The 16435-nt window shown below is 53.2% G+C and carries 14 protein-coding genes; 5 read left to right on the plus strand and 9 right to left on the minus strand.

Translation table 11 applies throughout. The features are described from left to right. The first annotated feature begins 53 nt into the window (after nt 1-53). The 3 genes from BN3911_RS05710 to BN3911_RS05720 all read left to right on the plus strand — a co-directional run bounded on the left by BN3911_RS05710 (nt 54) and on the right by BN3911_RS05720 (nt 4641). Complete coding sequence (locus BN3911_RS05710) at nt 54-560, plus strand: flavin reductase family protein (RefSeq protein ID WP_066864205.1); 507 nt, start codon at nt 54-56, stop codon at nt 558-560. 141 nt (nt 561-701) lie between these two features. After that, a complete protein-coding gene (locus tag BN3911_RS05715; protein WP_066862595.1) occupies nt 702-2300 on the plus strand; it encodes an ABC-F family ATP-binding cassette domain-containing protein in 1599 nt (532 codons plus the stop codon). A 4-nt stretch (nt 2301-2304) separates the two neighbouring features. Continuing rightward, on the plus strand, nt 2305-4641 hold the full coding sequence (locus BN3911_RS05720) for an S-layer homology domain-containing protein (RefSeq protein ID WP_066862598.1): 2337 nt from the start codon (nt 2305-2307) through the stop codon (nt 4639-4641). A 67-nt stretch (nt 4642-4708) separates the two neighbouring features. On the opposite strand, the gene BN3911_RS05725 is transcribed toward BN3911_RS05720, so the two are convergent. From BN3911_RS05725 to aroD, 4 genes are all read right to left on the minus strand, one after another. Further along, entirely contained in the window at nt 4709-5752 is a 1044-nt protein-coding gene (locus tag BN3911_RS05725; protein ID WP_187127690.1) for a DUF4179 domain-containing protein, read from the minus strand. Between the two features lie 17 nt (nt 5753-5769). Continuing rightward, nucleotides 5770-6255 (minus strand): RNA polymerase sigma factor, encoded by a 486-nt coding sequence (locus BN3911_RS05730; RefSeq protein WP_066862603.1) that lies wholly within the window; start codon nt 6253-6255, stop codon nt 5770-5772. A gap of 118 nt (nt 6256-6373) precedes the next feature. After that, nucleotides 6374-8404 (minus strand): AAA family ATPase, encoded by a 2031-nt coding sequence (locus BN3911_RS05735; protein WP_066862606.1) that lies wholly within the window; start codon nt 8402-8404, stop codon nt 6374-6376. A gap of 85 nt (nt 8405-8489) precedes the next feature. Further along, nucleotides 8490-9230, minus strand: coding sequence for a type I 3-dehydroquinate dehydratase (aroD, locus tag BN3911_RS05740; RefSeq protein WP_066862609.1), 741 nt, complete (start codon nt 9228-9230; stop codon nt 8490-8492). A gap of 254 nt (nt 9231-9484) precedes the next feature. Between aroD and ilvD the strand changes: the two genes are divergently transcribed. Further along, nucleotides 9485-11200 carry a dihydroxy-acid dehydratase gene (gene ilvD, locus BN3911_RS05745; RefSeq protein WP_338086350.1) on the plus strand — a complete coding sequence of 572 codons (1716 nt, stop codon included), beginning with the start codon at nt 9485-9487 and terminating at the stop codon, nt 11198-11200. A 46-nt stretch (nt 11201-11246) separates the two neighbouring features. Next, the gene (gene eda / locus BN3911_RS05750) at nt 11247-11894 is read left to right on the plus strand and encodes a bifunctional 4-hydroxy-2-oxoglutarate aldolase/2-dehydro-3-deoxy-phosphogluconate aldolase (RefSeq protein WP_066862615.1); all 648 of its coding nucleotides are present in this window, start codon (nt 11247-11249) and stop codon (nt 11892-11894) included. A 163-nt stretch (nt 11895-12057) separates the two neighbouring features. Here eda and BN3911_RS05755 read toward each other — a convergent pair whose 3' ends face one another. From BN3911_RS05755 to iorA, 5 genes are all read right to left on the minus strand, one after another. Next, nucleotides 12058-12489 carry an ACT domain-containing protein gene (locus BN3911_RS05755; protein ID WP_066862618.1) on the minus strand — a complete coding sequence of 144 codons (432 nt, stop codon included), beginning with the start codon at nt 12487-12489 and terminating at the stop codon, nt 12058-12060. 43 nt (nt 12490-12532) lie between these two features. Beyond that, nucleotides 12533-13837, minus strand: coding sequence for a phenylacetate--CoA ligase family protein (locus BN3911_RS05760; RefSeq protein WP_066862621.1), 1305 nt, complete (start codon nt 13835-13837; stop codon nt 12533-12535). Beyond that, on the minus strand, nt 13830-14030 hold the full coding sequence (locus tag BN3911_RS05765) for a GNAT family N-acetyltransferase (RefSeq protein ID WP_187127691.1): 201 nt from the start codon (nt 14028-14030) through the stop codon (nt 13830-13832). Before BN3911_RS05765 ends, BN3911_RS05760 begins: the two co-directional genes overlap by 8 nt. Before the next feature lie 78 nt (nt 14031-14108). Continuing rightward, entirely contained in the window at nt 14109-14684 is a 576-nt protein-coding gene (locus tag BN3911_RS05770) for an indolepyruvate oxidoreductase subunit beta (protein WP_066862626.1), read from the minus strand. A gap of 23 nt (nt 14685-14707) precedes the next feature. Next, nucleotides 14708-16435: an indolepyruvate ferredoxin oxidoreductase subunit alpha gene (gene iorA / locus BN3911_RS05775; RefSeq protein WP_066862628.1), complete on the minus strand. Its 1728-nt coding sequence runs from the start codon at nt 16433-16435 to the stop codon at nt 14708-14710.

The raw sequence follows: 16435 nt of genomic DNA on the forward strand, positions 1-16435 counted from the left end.
AGCATAAGATTATTTAGAGAATGGAGATTCCTCTGCAGAAAGGATTGATCAATATGGCATTCCGTGAAATAACCCCGGAACAGCTTACAGCAAATCCCTTTACGCTGATCAACCGGGATTGGATGCTCATCACCGCCGGAGACGAGCAGAAGCATAATACCATGACCGCCAGCTGGGGAGGCGTGGGAGAGCTTTGGGGAAACTATGTCTCGACTGTCTATATCCGTCCGCAGCGCTACACCCTGGAATTTGTAGAGAAAAACGACTGCTATTCCCTCTGTTTTTTTGATGAGGAATACCGCAGCGCTCTCAATTTCTGCGGCACCAAATCAGGGCGGGATTTCGACAAGGATAAGGAAACCGGCTTCACGCCGGTCTTTGGCGATATTGCGCCCTACTATGAACAGGCAAAGCTTGTTTTTCTCTGCAGAAAGTTATACCGCCAGGATATGACGGCTGAAAGTTTTCTGCAGCCGGAAAACCTGAAAAGATGGTATCCGCAAATGGATTTGCACCGTATGTTTATCGGTGAAATTGTCAAAGTGCTTGAAAGAAAGTAGCTTTGCCTTTTTCTGATCTGAATAAAGTAAATTTGTTTTATTAAGCGTGTTGAGTGAAACAGATAAAAGATCCCGCGCTCCGTGGGGGCGCGGGATCTTTTATCTGCAGTACGTTTTGTACAGAAAGGATTTTAGATCACTATGATAACTGTTTCAGACCTGGCCTTGAGCTTCAATGGACAAAACCTTTTCTCCCATGTCAACCTGCTGTTCCAGCCCGGCAACTGCTATGGCGTGATCGGCGCGAACGGCGCGGGAAAATCCACCTTTCTCAAAATTCTCTCCGGAGAACTTGAGCCTACCAAGGGCGAGGTGGTCGTGGATGAAAAAAGCCGTATGTCCGTCCTGAAGCAGGATCACTTTGCTTACGAGCAGTATACCGTGTTCGAAACAATTCTCCAGGGAAATCCCCGCCTTTACGAGGTGCTGAAGGAAAAGGACGCCCTCTATGAAAAGGAAGATTTTAGCGAGGAGGACGGCATCCGCGCCGCCGATCTGGAGGCTGAATTTGCCGAATTGGGCGGCTGGGACGCCGAGACCGAAGCAGGCAAGCTGCTGCAGGGTCTGGGGCTTGATAACATGATGCTCTACAGCGAGATGAGTTCCCTCACGGAAGCCCAGAAGGTAAAAGTGCTGTTGGCACGCGCCCTGTTTGGACAGCCGGACATCATCCTTTTGGACGAGCCCACCAACGGTTTGGACAACCATTCGGTCAACTGGCTGGAAAATTTTCTGCTGGATTATGAGGGCACCGTCATTGTGGTCTCTCACGACCGGTATTTTCTCAACAATGTCTGCACGCACATCGTGGATATCGATTACACCAAAATCAAGCTTTATGTGGGGAACTACGATTTCTGGTATGAATCCAGCCAGCTGATGCAGCGCATACTGCGGGACCAGAACAGAAAGGCGGAGGAAAAGAAACGGGATTTGGAAGAGTTTATCCGCCGTTTTTCCGCCAACAAATCCAAATCCCGCCAGGCCACTTCCCGGAAAAAACTTTTGGAGAAGCTCACCTTCGAAGAGATGCCCGCCTCTTCCCGCAGGTATCCCTATGTAAGCTTTACAATGGACAGGGAGCCAGGCAAGGAAATTCTAACCGTTGAGGGGCTCTCCAAAACAATAGACGGCGTCAAGCTGCTGGACAACGTCTCTTTCCGGGTCAACAAAGGGGATAAGATCGCCTTTCTGGCCCGCAGCGGACTTTCCGTCACCACGTTGTTCCGAATTTTGACGGAGGAATTAGAGCCGGATGAGGGCAGCTTTAAGTGGGGTGTTTCCACCAGCCAGTCCTATTTTCCACAGGACAATTCTTCCTATTTTGGCAGCAACGACGACACCATCATCAAATGGCTTGAGCAGTATTCCAAGGATACCACCGAAACCTACCTCCGCGGTTTTCTGGGAAAGATGCTGTTTTCCGGCGAGGACGTATACAAGCCTGTCAACGTCCTTTCCGGCGGAGAAAAGGTACGCTGCATGCTTTCCCGCATGATGATGTTCGGCAGTAATGTGCTGCTGCTGGACCAGCCTACCAATCATCTGGATTTGGAATCCATCACCGCGGTAAACAACGGGCTGATCGACTTTAAGGGAGTGGTGCTTTTCACCTCTCATGACCACGAATTTGTGCAGACAGTGGCCAACCGTATCATTGAGTTGCTGCCGGAGGGCGGCGTGATCGACCGCATGACTACCTATGACGAATACCTGGAGCAATTTTCGGAAAGGAATTGACAGTATGAAACGGAATAAACTTCCCGTCCTTTTTCTATGCCTGGCTCTTATGCTTCTTCCAACCTCCGGCGTCTTGGCCTATGAAGAAGACAGAGCAACCCTTGATGGGGAACTTACGGCCCCCTCAGAAGACTATCTGGATTATCTGGAGCTCGAGGAAGAAACACAGGTTCAAACCCGAATGCCCCTTCCCCTTCCCCGCCCCAGCAGTCTCGAAACTCCCTCGGGCAAAATGGGGGGCGCTGACCTTCCTTCTTCTTACGATGCCAGAACAGAGGGCTACCTTCCCCCGGTACTAGACCAGGGGAACACCAGTTCCTGCTGGACATTTTCCGCAGTGGAGAATCTGGCGGGCTACTTAAATTTTAAAGAAAACCAACCAGGAGAAACCGGTTATTCCTTTTCTCCGAGACATATGGAGTTCACCACAGCAATCATTCCACAGGATCTCATGTTCTCCAATGGTTTATATCGGGAAGCAGATGCGGGCGGTAATCAGATGGTCGCCTCCCTCTACTTAATGGGCGGGCTTGGCCCTGTGGACAATTCCGGTTCTATGGCTTTTCAGAATTATCCGCTGGATGCAAATGGAAAACCACAGGTTGTCTACCCTACACGGGCAGAGCTGCTTCTCTCCCCCACCGCAGAGGTGACAGATTACATTTTCCTGCCGGAGTTGGATGAAGGGAACTTATCAGCCAGCCGTTCCGCCCTGATGAAGCAGATGAAGCAGGCTGTGCTGGATTACGGCACACTGGACGTGGGCATTGACTGGGTAGACAGCAACAAGTATTTCAACACAGAGTACAACTGTTTTTATAACCCCAACGGCAAGACTACCACAAACCATGCCGTTCTCCTGGTAGGGTGGGACGATGGTTTTTCCCGGAACAATTTCAACAGCGGCTATAAGCCTCAAAGCGACGGCGCCTGGATCATCCAGAACAGCTGGGGATCCGACGTCCAGGAGAACGGGTTCTTCTACGTCTCCTATGAAGAACTTTCCATCTACGAACTCTCCAGCACTGTCGCAGGTGCCGGCTCTGAAATTTCTTATGACAAGGCTTATGTCCTTGACCCCATGGGAATCAACAGCAGCTTTGTCTCCAACCAGGATACCGCCACCTATTGGGCCGCCAATGTATTCTCCAAGGAAGCCGGCACAGAACTGCTTACCTCTGTCAATCTTTCCCTATGGGGCAGCACTTCCTATGAAATCTATGTGACGGACGGCAGCCTTAGCCTCTCCGGGCTGACGCCCGCTGCCAGCGGATCCGCAGATATGTTGGGCTACCTTTCCGTCACGCTTGATACGCCTATTGAACTCACCGGGGATCAGTTCGCCGTCATTGTCAAATATTCTCTTAGAAACGGCGCCAGTATTCCGGTGGAATGCAATATTGGAGATTACTACCGCTACGTGGACGCCCCTTCCCACAGCTCTTTCCTATCCGAAAATGGCCGTTCCTGGGCCGAAATAAGCACGGCAGACTGGGATTACAGCAACCTCTGCATCAAGGCCTTCACCCAGAGCCTTTCGGGACAGACCGTGCTCCATTTGGAAAATGAAAATCCAAAGGCCCTGTTCAGCGTCTACCGCCCCAACAAAGAAGAGGTTCCCATGAGGGCGGACGGTTCCTTTCTGCTGGCACAGAATTCCCGTTATATTTACCAGTGCGATGCCTACAGTCCTGCTCTTCAGCCCGACGGCGGACATATGGCAAGCTTCCAAAACAGTTTTACCACAGGGGAAGAAACGTCTCTCACCCTGACTGCCAAGTCTCACCCCCTGCCGTTTTCTGATGTTTCCGTATTCTCCTGGTATTTTGATTCTGTCGTCTATTGCTATGAAAACAGCCTTGTCAACGGCGTAACCCCCACAGAATTCAGTCCGGAGTCCCCTGCCACCCGCGCTGAACTGGTCACTCTGCTCTGGCGAATGGAAGGACAGCCGAAGCCGAACAGTTTGGAGAGCTTTCCCGATGTACCTCAAAACACCTGGTACAGTGAGGCGGTAGCCTGGGCGGCGGAAAACGGTGTGGTCAACGGCAATGAGAAGGGCCTGTTTGTTCCCGGGGCCAGAATTATCCGGCAGGATTTTGCCGTAATGCTGTACCGATATCAGGACCTGGTGCATGGTTCAGACGTTACCTCCCAGGGCCAGCTCTCTGCTTATACCGACGCAAATAAAATTTCAAACTACGCAAAGGATGCCATGTCCTGGTGCGTGGCAGAAAAAATACTGAACGGCCGCACAGCCACCACCCTGGCCCCCCAGGGTACCATCCTTCGTTCCGAAACAGCTGCGATGCTGCAGCGGCTGCTTGCCCCCACTTTTTGAGAAATAACAAATTCAGAACAGGCGAGCTGCGGAAAGGTTTTTCCGCAGCTCGCCTGTTTTTTCCTCTTCATTCCTGAACCGGGAACGTCACTTCCCAATTTCCTTCCGTAAAGGTTCCTGAAACCCAGAAGGTTCCGTGCAGGGTAGAGCCCCTCAACGCTTCCCTGGAACTATCGAAGACGGCATCCTGCCTGGAAAGAGCGCTGTCGTCCTCGTCAAATCGGAAATAGGCGTTATAGAGGCACTCTGTCCTGTTCCCCATCCGGTCTTCCAGCCAAAAATAGCCATGGTTATCGTTTTCAAAGACATTCTTTACGGCGGTTTGAACATGGAGCTGTCCATTTATAAATCCGATCCCCGTCAGCTCTATTCCCTCCACCGGCCAGGCAGCAGGTTCCATCGGCTTCAGTACACGAACCAGGCCAGCTTTCCGGATTTCCGAAAGCGTTTCTCCGGCAGCGCCACCGCCGCCTGTATATACAGCATCCCTGGAAGGGGATTCTTGGGGCAGGTTTTCCCAATCGACCGGTATTTCCACATCCTTATATTCTGTGATATGACTCAAAAAATTAGAAATGGAAAACGTAATCTTATCCCCTGCAATGCTGCCTCCATCCATTGCTGTGGAGGTCAGCAGGAAGCGCGCCGTCTTTGTTTCCTCCTCATATTCCACCAGGCGGCAGTTGGTGATGCAGTCGCGTGCCTGGCGAATGCCTGCGCTGTCGTTGAGATCCACGGTCTCATCAATGCGGTCCCCCGTCAAATCCTGCAAGGTAAGATACACCTGGCAGGTATCCCCTTCTACAGCGGCAGATTCCACTTCCAGACGGATTCCGTTGTCCTCGCAGCTCAAATCGACCGGTTTAAAAAACTGTGCCAAACCGGGCGACACCTCGTAAAGCATGGAATTGAAGCCAGGATTCTCGGCAGCCAGCACACAGACAGGTACCGTGAATACCAGCAGGCAGGCCAGAGCGGCAGCCAGCACTGCGGCAGGCCGAATGCCTCTTTTTTTCTTTCCAGATTCCACTGCCTGCAAGATCTTTGTTTTTAATTCCGGAGCCGGCGAAACCTGCCGGTTCATATGCTCATATCGCTCTGAAAAGTTCAATTGATATACCCCTTTCATCAGTCCTCATCAAAATATTTGTGCAGCAGGCGCCTTGCTCTGGTCAGCTGCGTCCGAACAGTCGATGGTTTACGTCCCAGAATTTGAGCCACCTCCTCCACGCTCATGTCTTCAAAATAGAATAAGTGTACCACCGCCCGGTAAGAAGACGGCAAACGCAAAAGCTGCTCTCGAAGCTCATTTACTTCCGGATCCGGAAAAGAGAACGTCTCCTCCCCTTCTTCCCAAAAAACAATCTTCCTCCGCCAGGAGGAAGCCCACAATTTTTTGCAGCAGTTCATGGTTACCCGTAAAAGCCAAGCCTTCCGGTGTTCCTCCGATTGAAAAGAGGGCTGCCTGCGAAAATAACGGAAGAACACTTCCTGATAGACATCGTCCGCATCGGTTTTGCTGCGCAACTGTGAAAAGGCCAACCGGTACACCATTTCTGAATACTTCTCTACCACCTGCTCCTGGAACTGATCTGCGCACGTCGATTGTTCCACAAATTACCCTCCTCTCTATAAGAAATACCCTGCAGCAGCAAGAAAAGCTACAAGGCAAATAAAAAAGAAAGTCCGGCCGAACACCGCACTTTCTTTTTTGTATATGATTCTCCGGACTTCAGCCTTCTTCTTCTCCAGGCAGTGCCGGAAAACCGAAGTCCTGCGGAAGCAGAAGTTCCAAATCTCTTTTTTCCTCGGGTTCTCTCACATTGCGGCGGGAACAGGCGATTACCGCTTCTTCCACCTTATTGCGGACCATACGGCCATTGCCTCCTGTCCGGGCTTCTTCTCCCTGCTGCTTTTGTTCATAATAGGAAAGCAGCGGTTCTTCACAGGAAGGGTCCAGCCGGTATCCCTTCCCCTTGACGATGCTTTTGGTGATCTCCAGCAGCTCCCGGGCCGTATAATCAGGAAACTCTATCATATTGGGAAACCGGGAGCGGAGCCCGGAATTTGCCTTTAAAAAGTCTTCCATCTCCCGGGAATACCCCGCCAGGATCACCACCAGGTCTTCCCTGTGATCCTCCATTCCCTTAACCAGAGTGTCGATTGCCTCCAGGCCGAAACTGTCGTCTTTTCCACGGCTTAGGGAGTAGGCCTCATCAATAAACAATACGCCTCCCAGGGCAGATTGGATCGCCTTCTGCGTCAGCGGGGCGGTATGCCCCACATATTTTCCCACCAGGTCCGCCCGGGTCACCTCGACGAGCTGGCCGCCTGCGAGCACGCCGATGGCTTTCAGATAGCGGGACACGATCCGTGCCACAGTTGTCTTTCCCGTTCCGGGATTCCCAGTAAAAATCATATGCATGGAGGGAGAATCCGCTTTAAGTCCCTTTTCCTTCCGAAGCTGCTGCATTTTGAAATTATCTTCCAGAGACAAGACATATTCTTTGACGGTCTGAAGCCCCACAATTTCCGAAAGCTCCTTCTTGACGGCCTCTACAGCTCCCTCCGCGGCCTTGGGGGCAAAAACTCCTATTCGGAACGCAAAAGCTTCTTCTTCACCGGAAAGCATCAGCTGCCCATTTTCCACTATAATCTTTCCCGAAGCACGCTGCACCTTCTGTTTCAGTTTATACTCGCTGAGGGAACGGTAAAGAGCATCCGTGTATTCTTCCATGGCAGCTATCCCCCTGTCGGGACGATAAAATGCTGCAAGAGCTTCAGCCGCCGGCGTGTCATAAGTAAAAGTAAAACGCAGCTGTTTTTCCGTCCTTTCGCAAAACAATTTCAGCATCCGCCCAGCGATCTCCCGCAGGCTGTCCTGGGAAAATTCCCCTGTCTCGCAAATATCGTCCAACGCCGCAAGAAAGGGGGCTCCAAAATCGTTTGCCAGCTTATCCAAGGAACGGTCTGTGAGCAGGAACAGATATTTTCCCGACGCAGACAGGGACGAAACCGCACCCGGTACCAGAGCCGAACCAATCTCCACCAGCATTCCCTTCTGCTCCGCATAACGCCCAGCCAGCGGGATACTTCCCGTGCGAAACAGCTCCGACAGCATGGAAAGAACCGCTGTACCGCATTTTTCATATTGTTCAAAAAGGATTGCTGAAGATCCGCTTTTCAGAGCAGTATAGACATCCTGCGCAATCAGCTTTTCGCTGGAGGAGTCTCCATATCTGGAAAGATCCAACGCAGTTGTCTTCGGGCTTTTCAGCACACCCTGCCGGGCGAGGGAAGCTGTCATAGCCTCCACCGCACTGTGCCGGCCGGTTCCCGGCTTTCCCAGAACCGCAATTCTGCCCATGGGCATTTCCTTGCGGAAACCGGCCACGAAGGGACGCCGGAAAGCCAGCGCTACGGCAGAGACGAATTCTTTCTGCCCCAGCACCTTCCGGGCCGTTTCCTCTTCGGCTGTCTGAAACGCCGCGTCGGTCTGCTCCGGATTGCCTGAATTTCCGGCAGGAACATCCTTCTTCAGTCCGTCTGCCTGCAACCGCTGGTCCAAAGCCTGCATATCCGCCTTGGCCTCCTGCGTCAGCTGCGCTATACTGCTCTGCAGAGAACGGGACAGGCTATCCCCTGTCTCCTGTACAGATTCCAGCGCCTGCTGTGTCTGCTCATTTCTGCGCTTCGCAGCGCCAAAATTAAGTTTTCCATCCCGGAACATAGAGTCAAGAATGGAATCGATATCATTTTTCATGGTTCTGTTCAACCTCTCTTCCGCTATTTCTGCCTTTCCGACTTGACTCCCCGCACATTCAGCAAAGCGTCGGCCTGCATTTTCTTCAGCGGGCCGGGTCCAAATCCTGCAGGACCGCCTTCAGGTCCTCAGCGCTGATTTGTCCGGGTGCGGAGGCGTTTTTTCCAGCGGCAAAAGTAATACAGGAGCCGAAATATGCACCGCTTGCCCTGCTGATTTTGCCCAACGCTCCCATCGACATGGTGACGACGGGTCCAAATTCCCGTGATGCCCGTTCCGTAGCCGAAAGCAGTGCCAAAACATCCCGGACATTTTGAGGCATCACAGCATACTTCGGCAGTTCTGCCCCCAGCCGCTCCATCTCCAGCAGCGTACAAAAAATTTCATGTTCCGGCGGTGTCTTCTCAAAATCATGTTTTGAAATCACCACGGCCATCTTCCCCTCATGGGCCAGCCGCAGCAGCCGCAGCAGCCTTTCCTGTCCACAGGAAAGTTCTAAATCCACCAGGTCAAACTTTCCCGTCCCGATCAAAGCAGTTACCGCCGCTTCATATTCCTCCGGCGTCAGCGCGGCCTGTCCTCCCTCTTTGCGTGTACGTACCGTACAGAGCAGAGGCTTTTCTCCCACATTCTCTCTGAGAAGGGATGGCACTTCCAACAGGTTCCCGAGATAGTAATCCGCCCTCCACTCCAACAGGTCGGCAGGCAAAGCTCTTACATATTCCAGTTCTTCATACAAGGCCGGCAGTCTTTCCCCTGTCAGCGGGATAGCTATTTTTGGCATCCCTTTCCCGAAATCAACGTTCTGTACTTTCACTTTCCTCATGAAACCATCAACTCCCAAATCTTACCGTTCCCAGGTTTCTTTCCAATTACTCCAGTATACCGGCAAGGAATGAAAAAGTCAATTTCTCTGGAAGCCGGGTATTTCCGGAACAACAGCTTTCTCCTGAAAATCATAGGAATCCTCCGTTGCTCCCGGTTCGGGAATATTGTATAATAGCATTATATCATGCGGTTCCGGCCTGCTGGGTCAGCAGCACGGCAGACCAGCCGTCTTTTTTGGGGGAAACTAACATGTTGAAAAGCCAGGAAGTACGAAAGACAGCGCCTGAAATGGATCCGCTGCGCATGGGAATGGGCTGGACGGTGGAAGACCTGGAAAAGCCCCAGATTCTCATAGAGAGCACTTATGGGCAAAGCCATCCGGGCAGCGCCCATTTGCTGGAATTCTCTCAGCTTGCAGCCGAAGAAGCCAATAAAAACGGCGCTAAAGCAGCTCTGTACTTCGCCACAGACATATGCGATGGCATGTCACAAGGACATGACGGCATCAATTATTCTTTGGCCTCCCGAGACACCATCTCGAACCTTATTGAAATTCACGCAAAGGCCACAACCTTTGACGCCGGTGTGTTTCTATCCAGCTGTGATAAATCTGTCCCCGCCCAGCTCATGGCCATCGGACGCATTGACATTCCCTCCATCGTAGTGACTGGAGGCGTGATGGAGGCCGGACCGGAACTTTTGACTCTGGAGCAAATCGGCAAATACAGCGCCATGTTCGAACGGGGAGAGATCAGCGAGGAACAGTTCGCCTACTATAAGCACCATGCTTGCCCTTCTTGCGGAGCCTGCTCTTTTATGGGTACAGCCTCTACCATGCAAATTATGGCGGAAGCTCTGGGGCTGATGCTGCCGGGAAGCGCGCTGATGCCCGCCACCTGCGGGGAATTGAAAGAAGTGGCAAGATGGGCTGGAAAGCGGGCGGCGGAATTGGCTTTGGAAGGTATGACCGCACGCCGTATGGTGACTTTGGACAGCTTTGAAAACGCTATCATGGTGCATGCCGCCATCTCCGGCTCCACCAACACCCTGCTTCACATTCCCGCAATTGCCCGTGAATTTGGCCTTGAAATCGACGCGGACACCTTCGACCGCATGCACCGGAACGCCCATTATCTGCTGAATATCCGTCCCGCTGGAGAATGGCCTGCCGAATATTTCTATTATGCAGGCGGAGTACCGCGCATCATGGAAGAAATCAAGTCAATGCTTCATCTGGATGTGATGACAGTCACCGGTAAAACCCTGGGAGAAAACCTGGAAGACCTGAAGAAAAACGGCTACTATGACCGCTGCGACGAGCACCTGCAGAAGACAGGTCTGAAGCGTACCGACATTATCCGAAATTTTGACGAGCCTATCGGCAAAAACGGCGCGATCGCCGTCCTCAAGGGCAATCTTGCTCCACAGGGCAGCGTGGTGAAACACAGCGCCGTTCCCAAAGAAATGCACAGCGCCGTGCTGAAAGCCCGGCCATTCGACTGTGAGGAAGATGCGATTTCCGCTATACTATCCCATAAAATTCAGCCTGGGGACGCGGTGATTATCCGCTACGAGGGGCCAAAGGGCAGCGGCATGCCGGAGATGTTCTACACTACGGAAGCCATCTCCTCCGACCCGGAGCTTTCCGCCTCCATTGCGCTGCTGACGGACGGACGCTTTTCTGGCGCCAGCAAGGGCCCGGCCATCGGCCACATCTCCCCGGAGGCAGCGGCAGGCGGTCCCATCGCCCTGGTGGAGGAAAACGACCTCATTGAAATCGACATTCCCAAACGGGTTCTGCGGATTTGCGGCGTCCAGGGGGAAAGAAAGAAGCCTGCTGAAATAGAACTCATCCTGGATCAGCGCCGCAGTACCTGGAAGCCCCGGGAACCCAAATATAAAACCGGCGTACTGGGGCTTTTTACCGCAAACGCCGCCTCCCCCATGAAGGGCGGCTATATGGACTGAGCTTTCGGCCAATACGGCTGAAAGGACAAAGAAAGGAAGCATCATAATGACCCAGGTAGAAAACATTTTGAAAAAGACAGGGATTATTCCCGTTATCAAGCTGGACGACGCCCAGCTTGCCGTCCCCCTTGCCAAGGCCCTGCTGGCCGGAGGCATCGGCGCCGCGGAGATCACCTTCCGTACGCCCGCAGCCGCAAGCTCCATCCAGGCCATCACAGAACAAGTGCCGGATATGTTTGTCTGCGCTGGAACCGTGCTCAATACGGAGCAGGCCAAGTTGGCCGTCTCCTCCGGCGCTGCTGCTGTGATTTCCCCGGGCACCAATCCTGCCGTCGTGAACTGGTGCCTGGAGCAGGGAGTCCCAGTTTATCCCGGATGCGCCACTCCCACCGAAATTGAAGCGGCGCTCAGGATGGGACTCACTACTTTGAAGCTTTTCCCTGCAGAGGTAGTAGGCGGCGTCAAGCTGCTGAAAGCGCTGTACGGCCCCTACCGGGAGATCAAGTTCATGCCCACAGGAGGAATCAGCCCCTCCAATGCCGCAGACTATCTCCGGCAGCCAAACGTGATTGCCTGCGGCGGCAGCTGGCTCTGTTCGGAACAGGATATTCTGCGAGAGGATTGGGCCGCCGTCGAAACCTCGGCCAGAGAAGCGGCGGAACTTGTCAGATCCGTGCAGAACGCCGCTTCATAGTATGGACCGGCTAAAGGGTCTGTATCTCTATAAGACGTTCTTTTATCCCCGCCTTTTCGTTCTGGATAAGTAAAAATCCCCGGTGCAGGTTTCCGAACCTGCATCGGGGATTTTATCTACCTCTCACTTTTTCCGAAGAACATCAGTTTTGCTCAGCTGCCGCTTACATGTTGTAAAGCGTTTCAGGTGACAGGATGTCAAACCCGCGCTCCTTCAAAACCTCGGCCGCTTTCTGACCGTTGTTCATCCGGATAATCACAAAGGCTTTCCCCTTGTCCCTGCTGATGAAAGCATACATGTACTCCATGTCAAAGCCCTCGTCAGCCAACAGGCGTACCGCCTTGGAAAATGCGCCCGGCTCATCATCGATACCTACCGCAATAACGTTTGTCAGGGAAACCGTCATACCGTGCTGCTTCAGAGCAGCCACAGCTTCTTTGGGCTTATCTACGATCACCCGAAGGATTCCGAAATCACTGGTATCTGCTACAGAGATGGCGCGGATGTCGATGCCCGCTTCGGCCAAGACCTCTGTAATCTCCGCCAAACGGCCCGGTTTGTTTTCGATAAAGACGGAAAGCTGCTGGATCTGCATAAAATCACTACCTCCCGATATTGGTTTCGTTATTATGAGTATATCACACTATGTTCCGCTTGTCGATGACTCGTTTTGCTTTTCCTTCCGAGCGTTCGATAGACTTCGGTTCCAAAAGGGTAATCTTTGCAGCAATATTCAGAGTGGACTGCAGCGCATTCGCAATGGTCTTCTCCACCCGCTCCAGGCTTCGCACCGTGTCGGCAAACATGGACTCGTTCATCTCCACCTGAACTTCCAGGGTGTCCAGGTTGTTCTGGCGGTCCACGATCATGCGGTAGTTGGGAGCCATACCCAGATCCAGCAGCACGCTTTCTATCTGAGAGGGGAATACGTTGATTCCGCGGATGATAAGCATGTCGTCCGTCCTGCCCTTGGGTTTCGTCATGCGAACCAGGGTACGGCCGCATTTACAGGTCTCATGGGTTAGGGAAGCAATATCCCGGGTACGGTAACGGATAAGAGGCAGGGCCTCTTTGCCGATACAGGTAAACACCAGCTCGCCCTCTTCCCCATCCGGCAGCTGTTCCCCGGTGACCGGATCGATAATTTCAGGATAGAAGAAATCCTCCTGCACGTGCATGCCTGCCTGTTCCTCACATTCGCAGGCCACGCCCGGGCCTGCAATCTCAGAGAGGCCATAGATGTCAAAGGCCCGGATGGCCAGGGCATTTTCAATCTCACGGCGCATCTCCTCCGTCCAAGGCTCCGCGCCGAAAATTCCAATCCTCACCTTAAGGCTCTTGGGATCAATCCCCTTATCCCGCACCGTTTCACCGATGTACATGGCATAGGAGGGAGTACAGCACAGAATGTCCGATTCATAATCCTGCAGGATTTGCACCTGCCGGTTCGTATTCCCAGAGGAAACCGGAATCACAGTTGCCCCCAGGGCTTCCGCGCCGTCATGGAGGCCCAGGCCGCCGGTAAAAAGGCCGTACCCGTAGGAAACATGAACAAAGTCGTCTTTCGTGCCGCCAGTCCCCACAATGGACCTGGCCGCGCTGTGGGCCCATACATCCAGGTCGTGCCTGGTATAGGCCACCACAGTCTGCTTTCCGGTCGTTCCGGAGGAGGCATGCACCCGCGCCAACTCGCTGCGGGGCACTGCTACCATACCGAAAGGATAGGTATCCCGCAGATCCTGCTTGACCGTAAAAGGAAGCTTGGACAGGTCGTCGATAGACTTGATATCTTCCGGCTTCAGCCCGATCTCATCAAATTTTTTTCGGTAAAAGGGCACATTTTCATAGCAGCGCTTCGCCATGGCAGCCAGCTTCTGAGATTGGATTTCCCGCAGAGTCTCCCGGGAGGCGCATTCAATCTCCGGCTCAAAATAGTTAGGCATGGGTAGGACATTCCTTTCTTCGCTTGGTATCGTTTGTACTTTCTTCCTCATTCTGCTGCAGATACCGGCTTTTGGTCAGCCCGTACAGGCCGCTGTCCTGAAATCCGTTTCTGTAGCGGTAATAGCCTTCGTCCCGGCCTTCCAGAAGCAGCCCTGCTTTCCGCAGCACTCTGCCAGAGACCGGATTGTTCACGGAATGAGACGCTTCCATACGATTAAGACACATCTAGTCAAAAGGAAGGTGTCTCTTCTTGAGCTTATCAGGAAAACCTCAGGCCTGATAGCCCAGTTCAAAGGCCTTTTTATTCATCTCCAGAAATTTTCCAGGAACACAGTGCTCCAACGCATTGAGCCAAATCTCTTTTTCTACGTCCATTCCCCTGGCCATGGCGCCGATCAGCACCACATTGACGGCCTTTGCCGAACCTGCCTGCTCTGCCAGGGAAAGAGCGTCCACCGCCAGCAGCTTTACACCCTTTCCACTGATGGCCTCCAGAAGCCCCTCCGGATACTCTGCCACTCCTGTGATAACGGGCATCGGATCAATCCGCTGCGTGCTGGTCACCAGGGTTCCTCCAGCCTTCAGATAGGGCAAAAATCTGGCTGCTTCCAACTGTTCAAACGCCAGCACTACATCCGCCTCGCCTGTTTCGATCACGGGAGAGGCCACCTTTTCACCATAGCGCACATAGGTCACCACGGAGCCTCCCCGCTGGCTCATCCCATGCACCTCGCTGACCTTTACGTCAAACCCCTCATTCATCATGGCATAGCCCAGGATACGGCTGGCTAGCAGCGTACCCTGTCCACCAACGCCTACGATGATTACGCTTTTCACTTCACTCATATTTTTCTCCGTCCTTTCCAAAGTCAGGCGATGGCATTCTTGGCGCAGAGAGAGGTACAAACTCCGCAGCCCACGCACTGGGTGGCGTCAATCACTGCTTTTCCGCCGCGCATGCTGATTGCAGGGCAGCCAATTCCCATACAGGCCTTACAGCCGATGCATTTCTCCGGATCCGCTTTCAGCGGGGCAGAATGCTTGACATATTTCAGCAGCGCGCAGGGCCTGCGGCTGATGATTACAGAGGGTTCCTCTGCTTGAAGTTCCTCTTTCAGGGCTGCTGTGACAGCCTTCAGGTCATAGGGGTCTACCACACGGACCCTGCCGATCCCCACTGCGCGGCACAGCGCCTCCAAATCCACTGCCGCAGCGGGATCCCCTTTGATGTTGTATCCCGTCGTGGGATTCTGCTGGTGGCCTGTCATGCCGGTGATGGAGTTGTCCAGAATGATGACCACTGAATTTGAACGGTTGTAGGCGATATCAATCAGGCTGGTAACGCCGGAATGAATAAACGTAGAATCGCCGATTACCGCTACCGACTTCTTTTCCGCCTCTGCGCCTCTTGCCTTATTGTAGCCGTGCAGGGCGGAGACGGAAGCGCCCATGCAGATGCAGGAATCCATAGCGTTCAACGGCGCGGACGCTCCCAACGTATAACAGCCGATATCGCCGCTGACATAAACTTTTTCCCGCTTCAGAGCGTAAAACACGCCCCGATGAGGGCAGCCGCAGCACATCACAGGCGGGCGCACGGGAATCTGCTGTTCCAGGGAGACGCTTTCCGCCTCCTCCCCGGTGAGAAGTTTTCTGACAATTTTCTGCGAGAATTCCCCACAGCGGGGAAATTTTTCTTTGCCAATGACAGAAAGCCCTAGCTTCTTGCAATGGGTCTCGATAAAATCATCCAGTTCCTCAACCACATAGACGGTTTCCGCCTTTGCGGCAAAATCCAGGATCAGCTTCTCCGGCAGCGGATAGGCCATCCCAAGCTTGAGATAGTTGACGCTGTCCCCCATAGCTTCTTTCACATACTGATATGAAATACCGGAAGTGATGATGGAAACCTTGGCGCCGTGATCCTCCACACAGTTGATCCCGGCCTTTTCCGCCCATTCCGTCAGCTTGAGAAGCCGCTGCTCCACCGCCACATGCTTCGGCTTTGCAAAAGCAGGCAGCATCACATTCTTTGCAGGATTTTTTTCATAAGGCTTCAGAGGGAGTTCGGTGCGATCCTCGCATTCCACAATACTGCGGGAATGGGAAACGCGTGTGCATAGGCGAAGGATGACAGGCGTATCAAATTCTTCGGAGAGTTCATAAGCCAGCTTGGTAAATTCCTTGCACTCCTGAGAATCCGCAGGTTCCAGCATGGGGAGCTTTGCCGCCTTGGCGTGGTTGCGGGAATCCTGCTCGTTCTGAGAGGAATGCATGCCCGGATCATCCGCCACAGCCAGAACCATACCGGCGTTTACGCCGATATAGCTCATGGTGAATACCGGGTCCGCCGCCACATTCAGGCCCACATGCTTCATGGCGCAAAAAGAACGTGCGCCGCCGAGAGACGCGCCGCTGGCCACCTCTGCCGCCACCTTTTCGTTGGGAGCCCATTCGCTGAACATCTCATCATACTTGGCCGCCGCTTCCGTAATCTCCGTGCTGGGCGTGCCGGGATAGCTGGAGATTACCCGCACTCCCGCCTCATAAAGACCTCTGGCAACCGCCTCGTTGCCCAACAGAAGTTGTTTTTCCAT

Origin of the sequence: Neglectibacter timonensis (genome assembly GCF_900048895.1) — a bacterium.
Classification (GTDB): Bacteria; Bacillota; Clostridia; order Oscillospirales; family Acutalibacteraceae; genus Acutalibacter; species Acutalibacter timonensis.

What these genes read in the sequence shown, in the direction of transcription:
- BN3911_RS05710 (WP_066864205.1), top strand. Translation starts at nt 54, where the DNA reads ATGGCATTCCGTGAAATAACCCCGGAACAGCTTACAGCAAATCCCTTT.
- BN3911_RS05715 (WP_066862595.1), top strand. Translation starts at nt 702, where the DNA reads ATGATAACTGTTTCAGACCTGGCCTTGAGCTTCAATGGACAAAACCTT.
- BN3911_RS05720 (WP_066862598.1), top strand. Translation starts at nt 2,305, where the DNA reads ATGAAACGGAATAAACTTCCCGTCCTTTTTCTATGCCTGGCTCTTATG.
- BN3911_RS05735 (WP_066862606.1), bottom strand. Translation starts at nt 8,404, where the DNA reads ATGAAAAATGATATCGATTCCATTCTTGACTCTATGTTCCGGGATGGA.
- aroD (WP_066862609.1), bottom strand. Translation starts at nt 9,230, where the DNA reads ATGAGGAAAGTGAAAGTACAGAACGTTGATTTCGGGAAAGGGATGCCA.
- eda (WP_066862615.1), top strand. Translation starts at nt 11,247, where the DNA reads ATGACCCAGGTAGAAAACATTTTGAAAAAGACAGGGATTATTCCCGTT.
- BN3911_RS05755 (WP_066862618.1), bottom strand. Translation starts at nt 12,489, where the DNA reads ATGCAGATCCAGCAGCTTTCCGTCTTTATCGAAAACAAACCGGGCCGT.
- BN3911_RS05760 (WP_066862621.1), bottom strand. Translation starts at nt 13,837, where the DNA reads ATGCCTAACTATTTTGAGCCGGAGATTGAATGCGCCTCCCGGGAGACT.
- BN3911_RS05770 (WP_066862626.1), bottom strand. Translation starts at nt 14,684, where the DNA reads ATGAGTGAAGTGAAAAGCGTAATCATCGTAGGCGTTGGTGGACAGGGT.
- iorA (WP_066862628.1), bottom strand. Translation starts at nt 16,435, where the DNA reads ATGGAAAAACAACTTCTGTTGGGCAACGAGGCGGTTGCCAGAGGTCTT.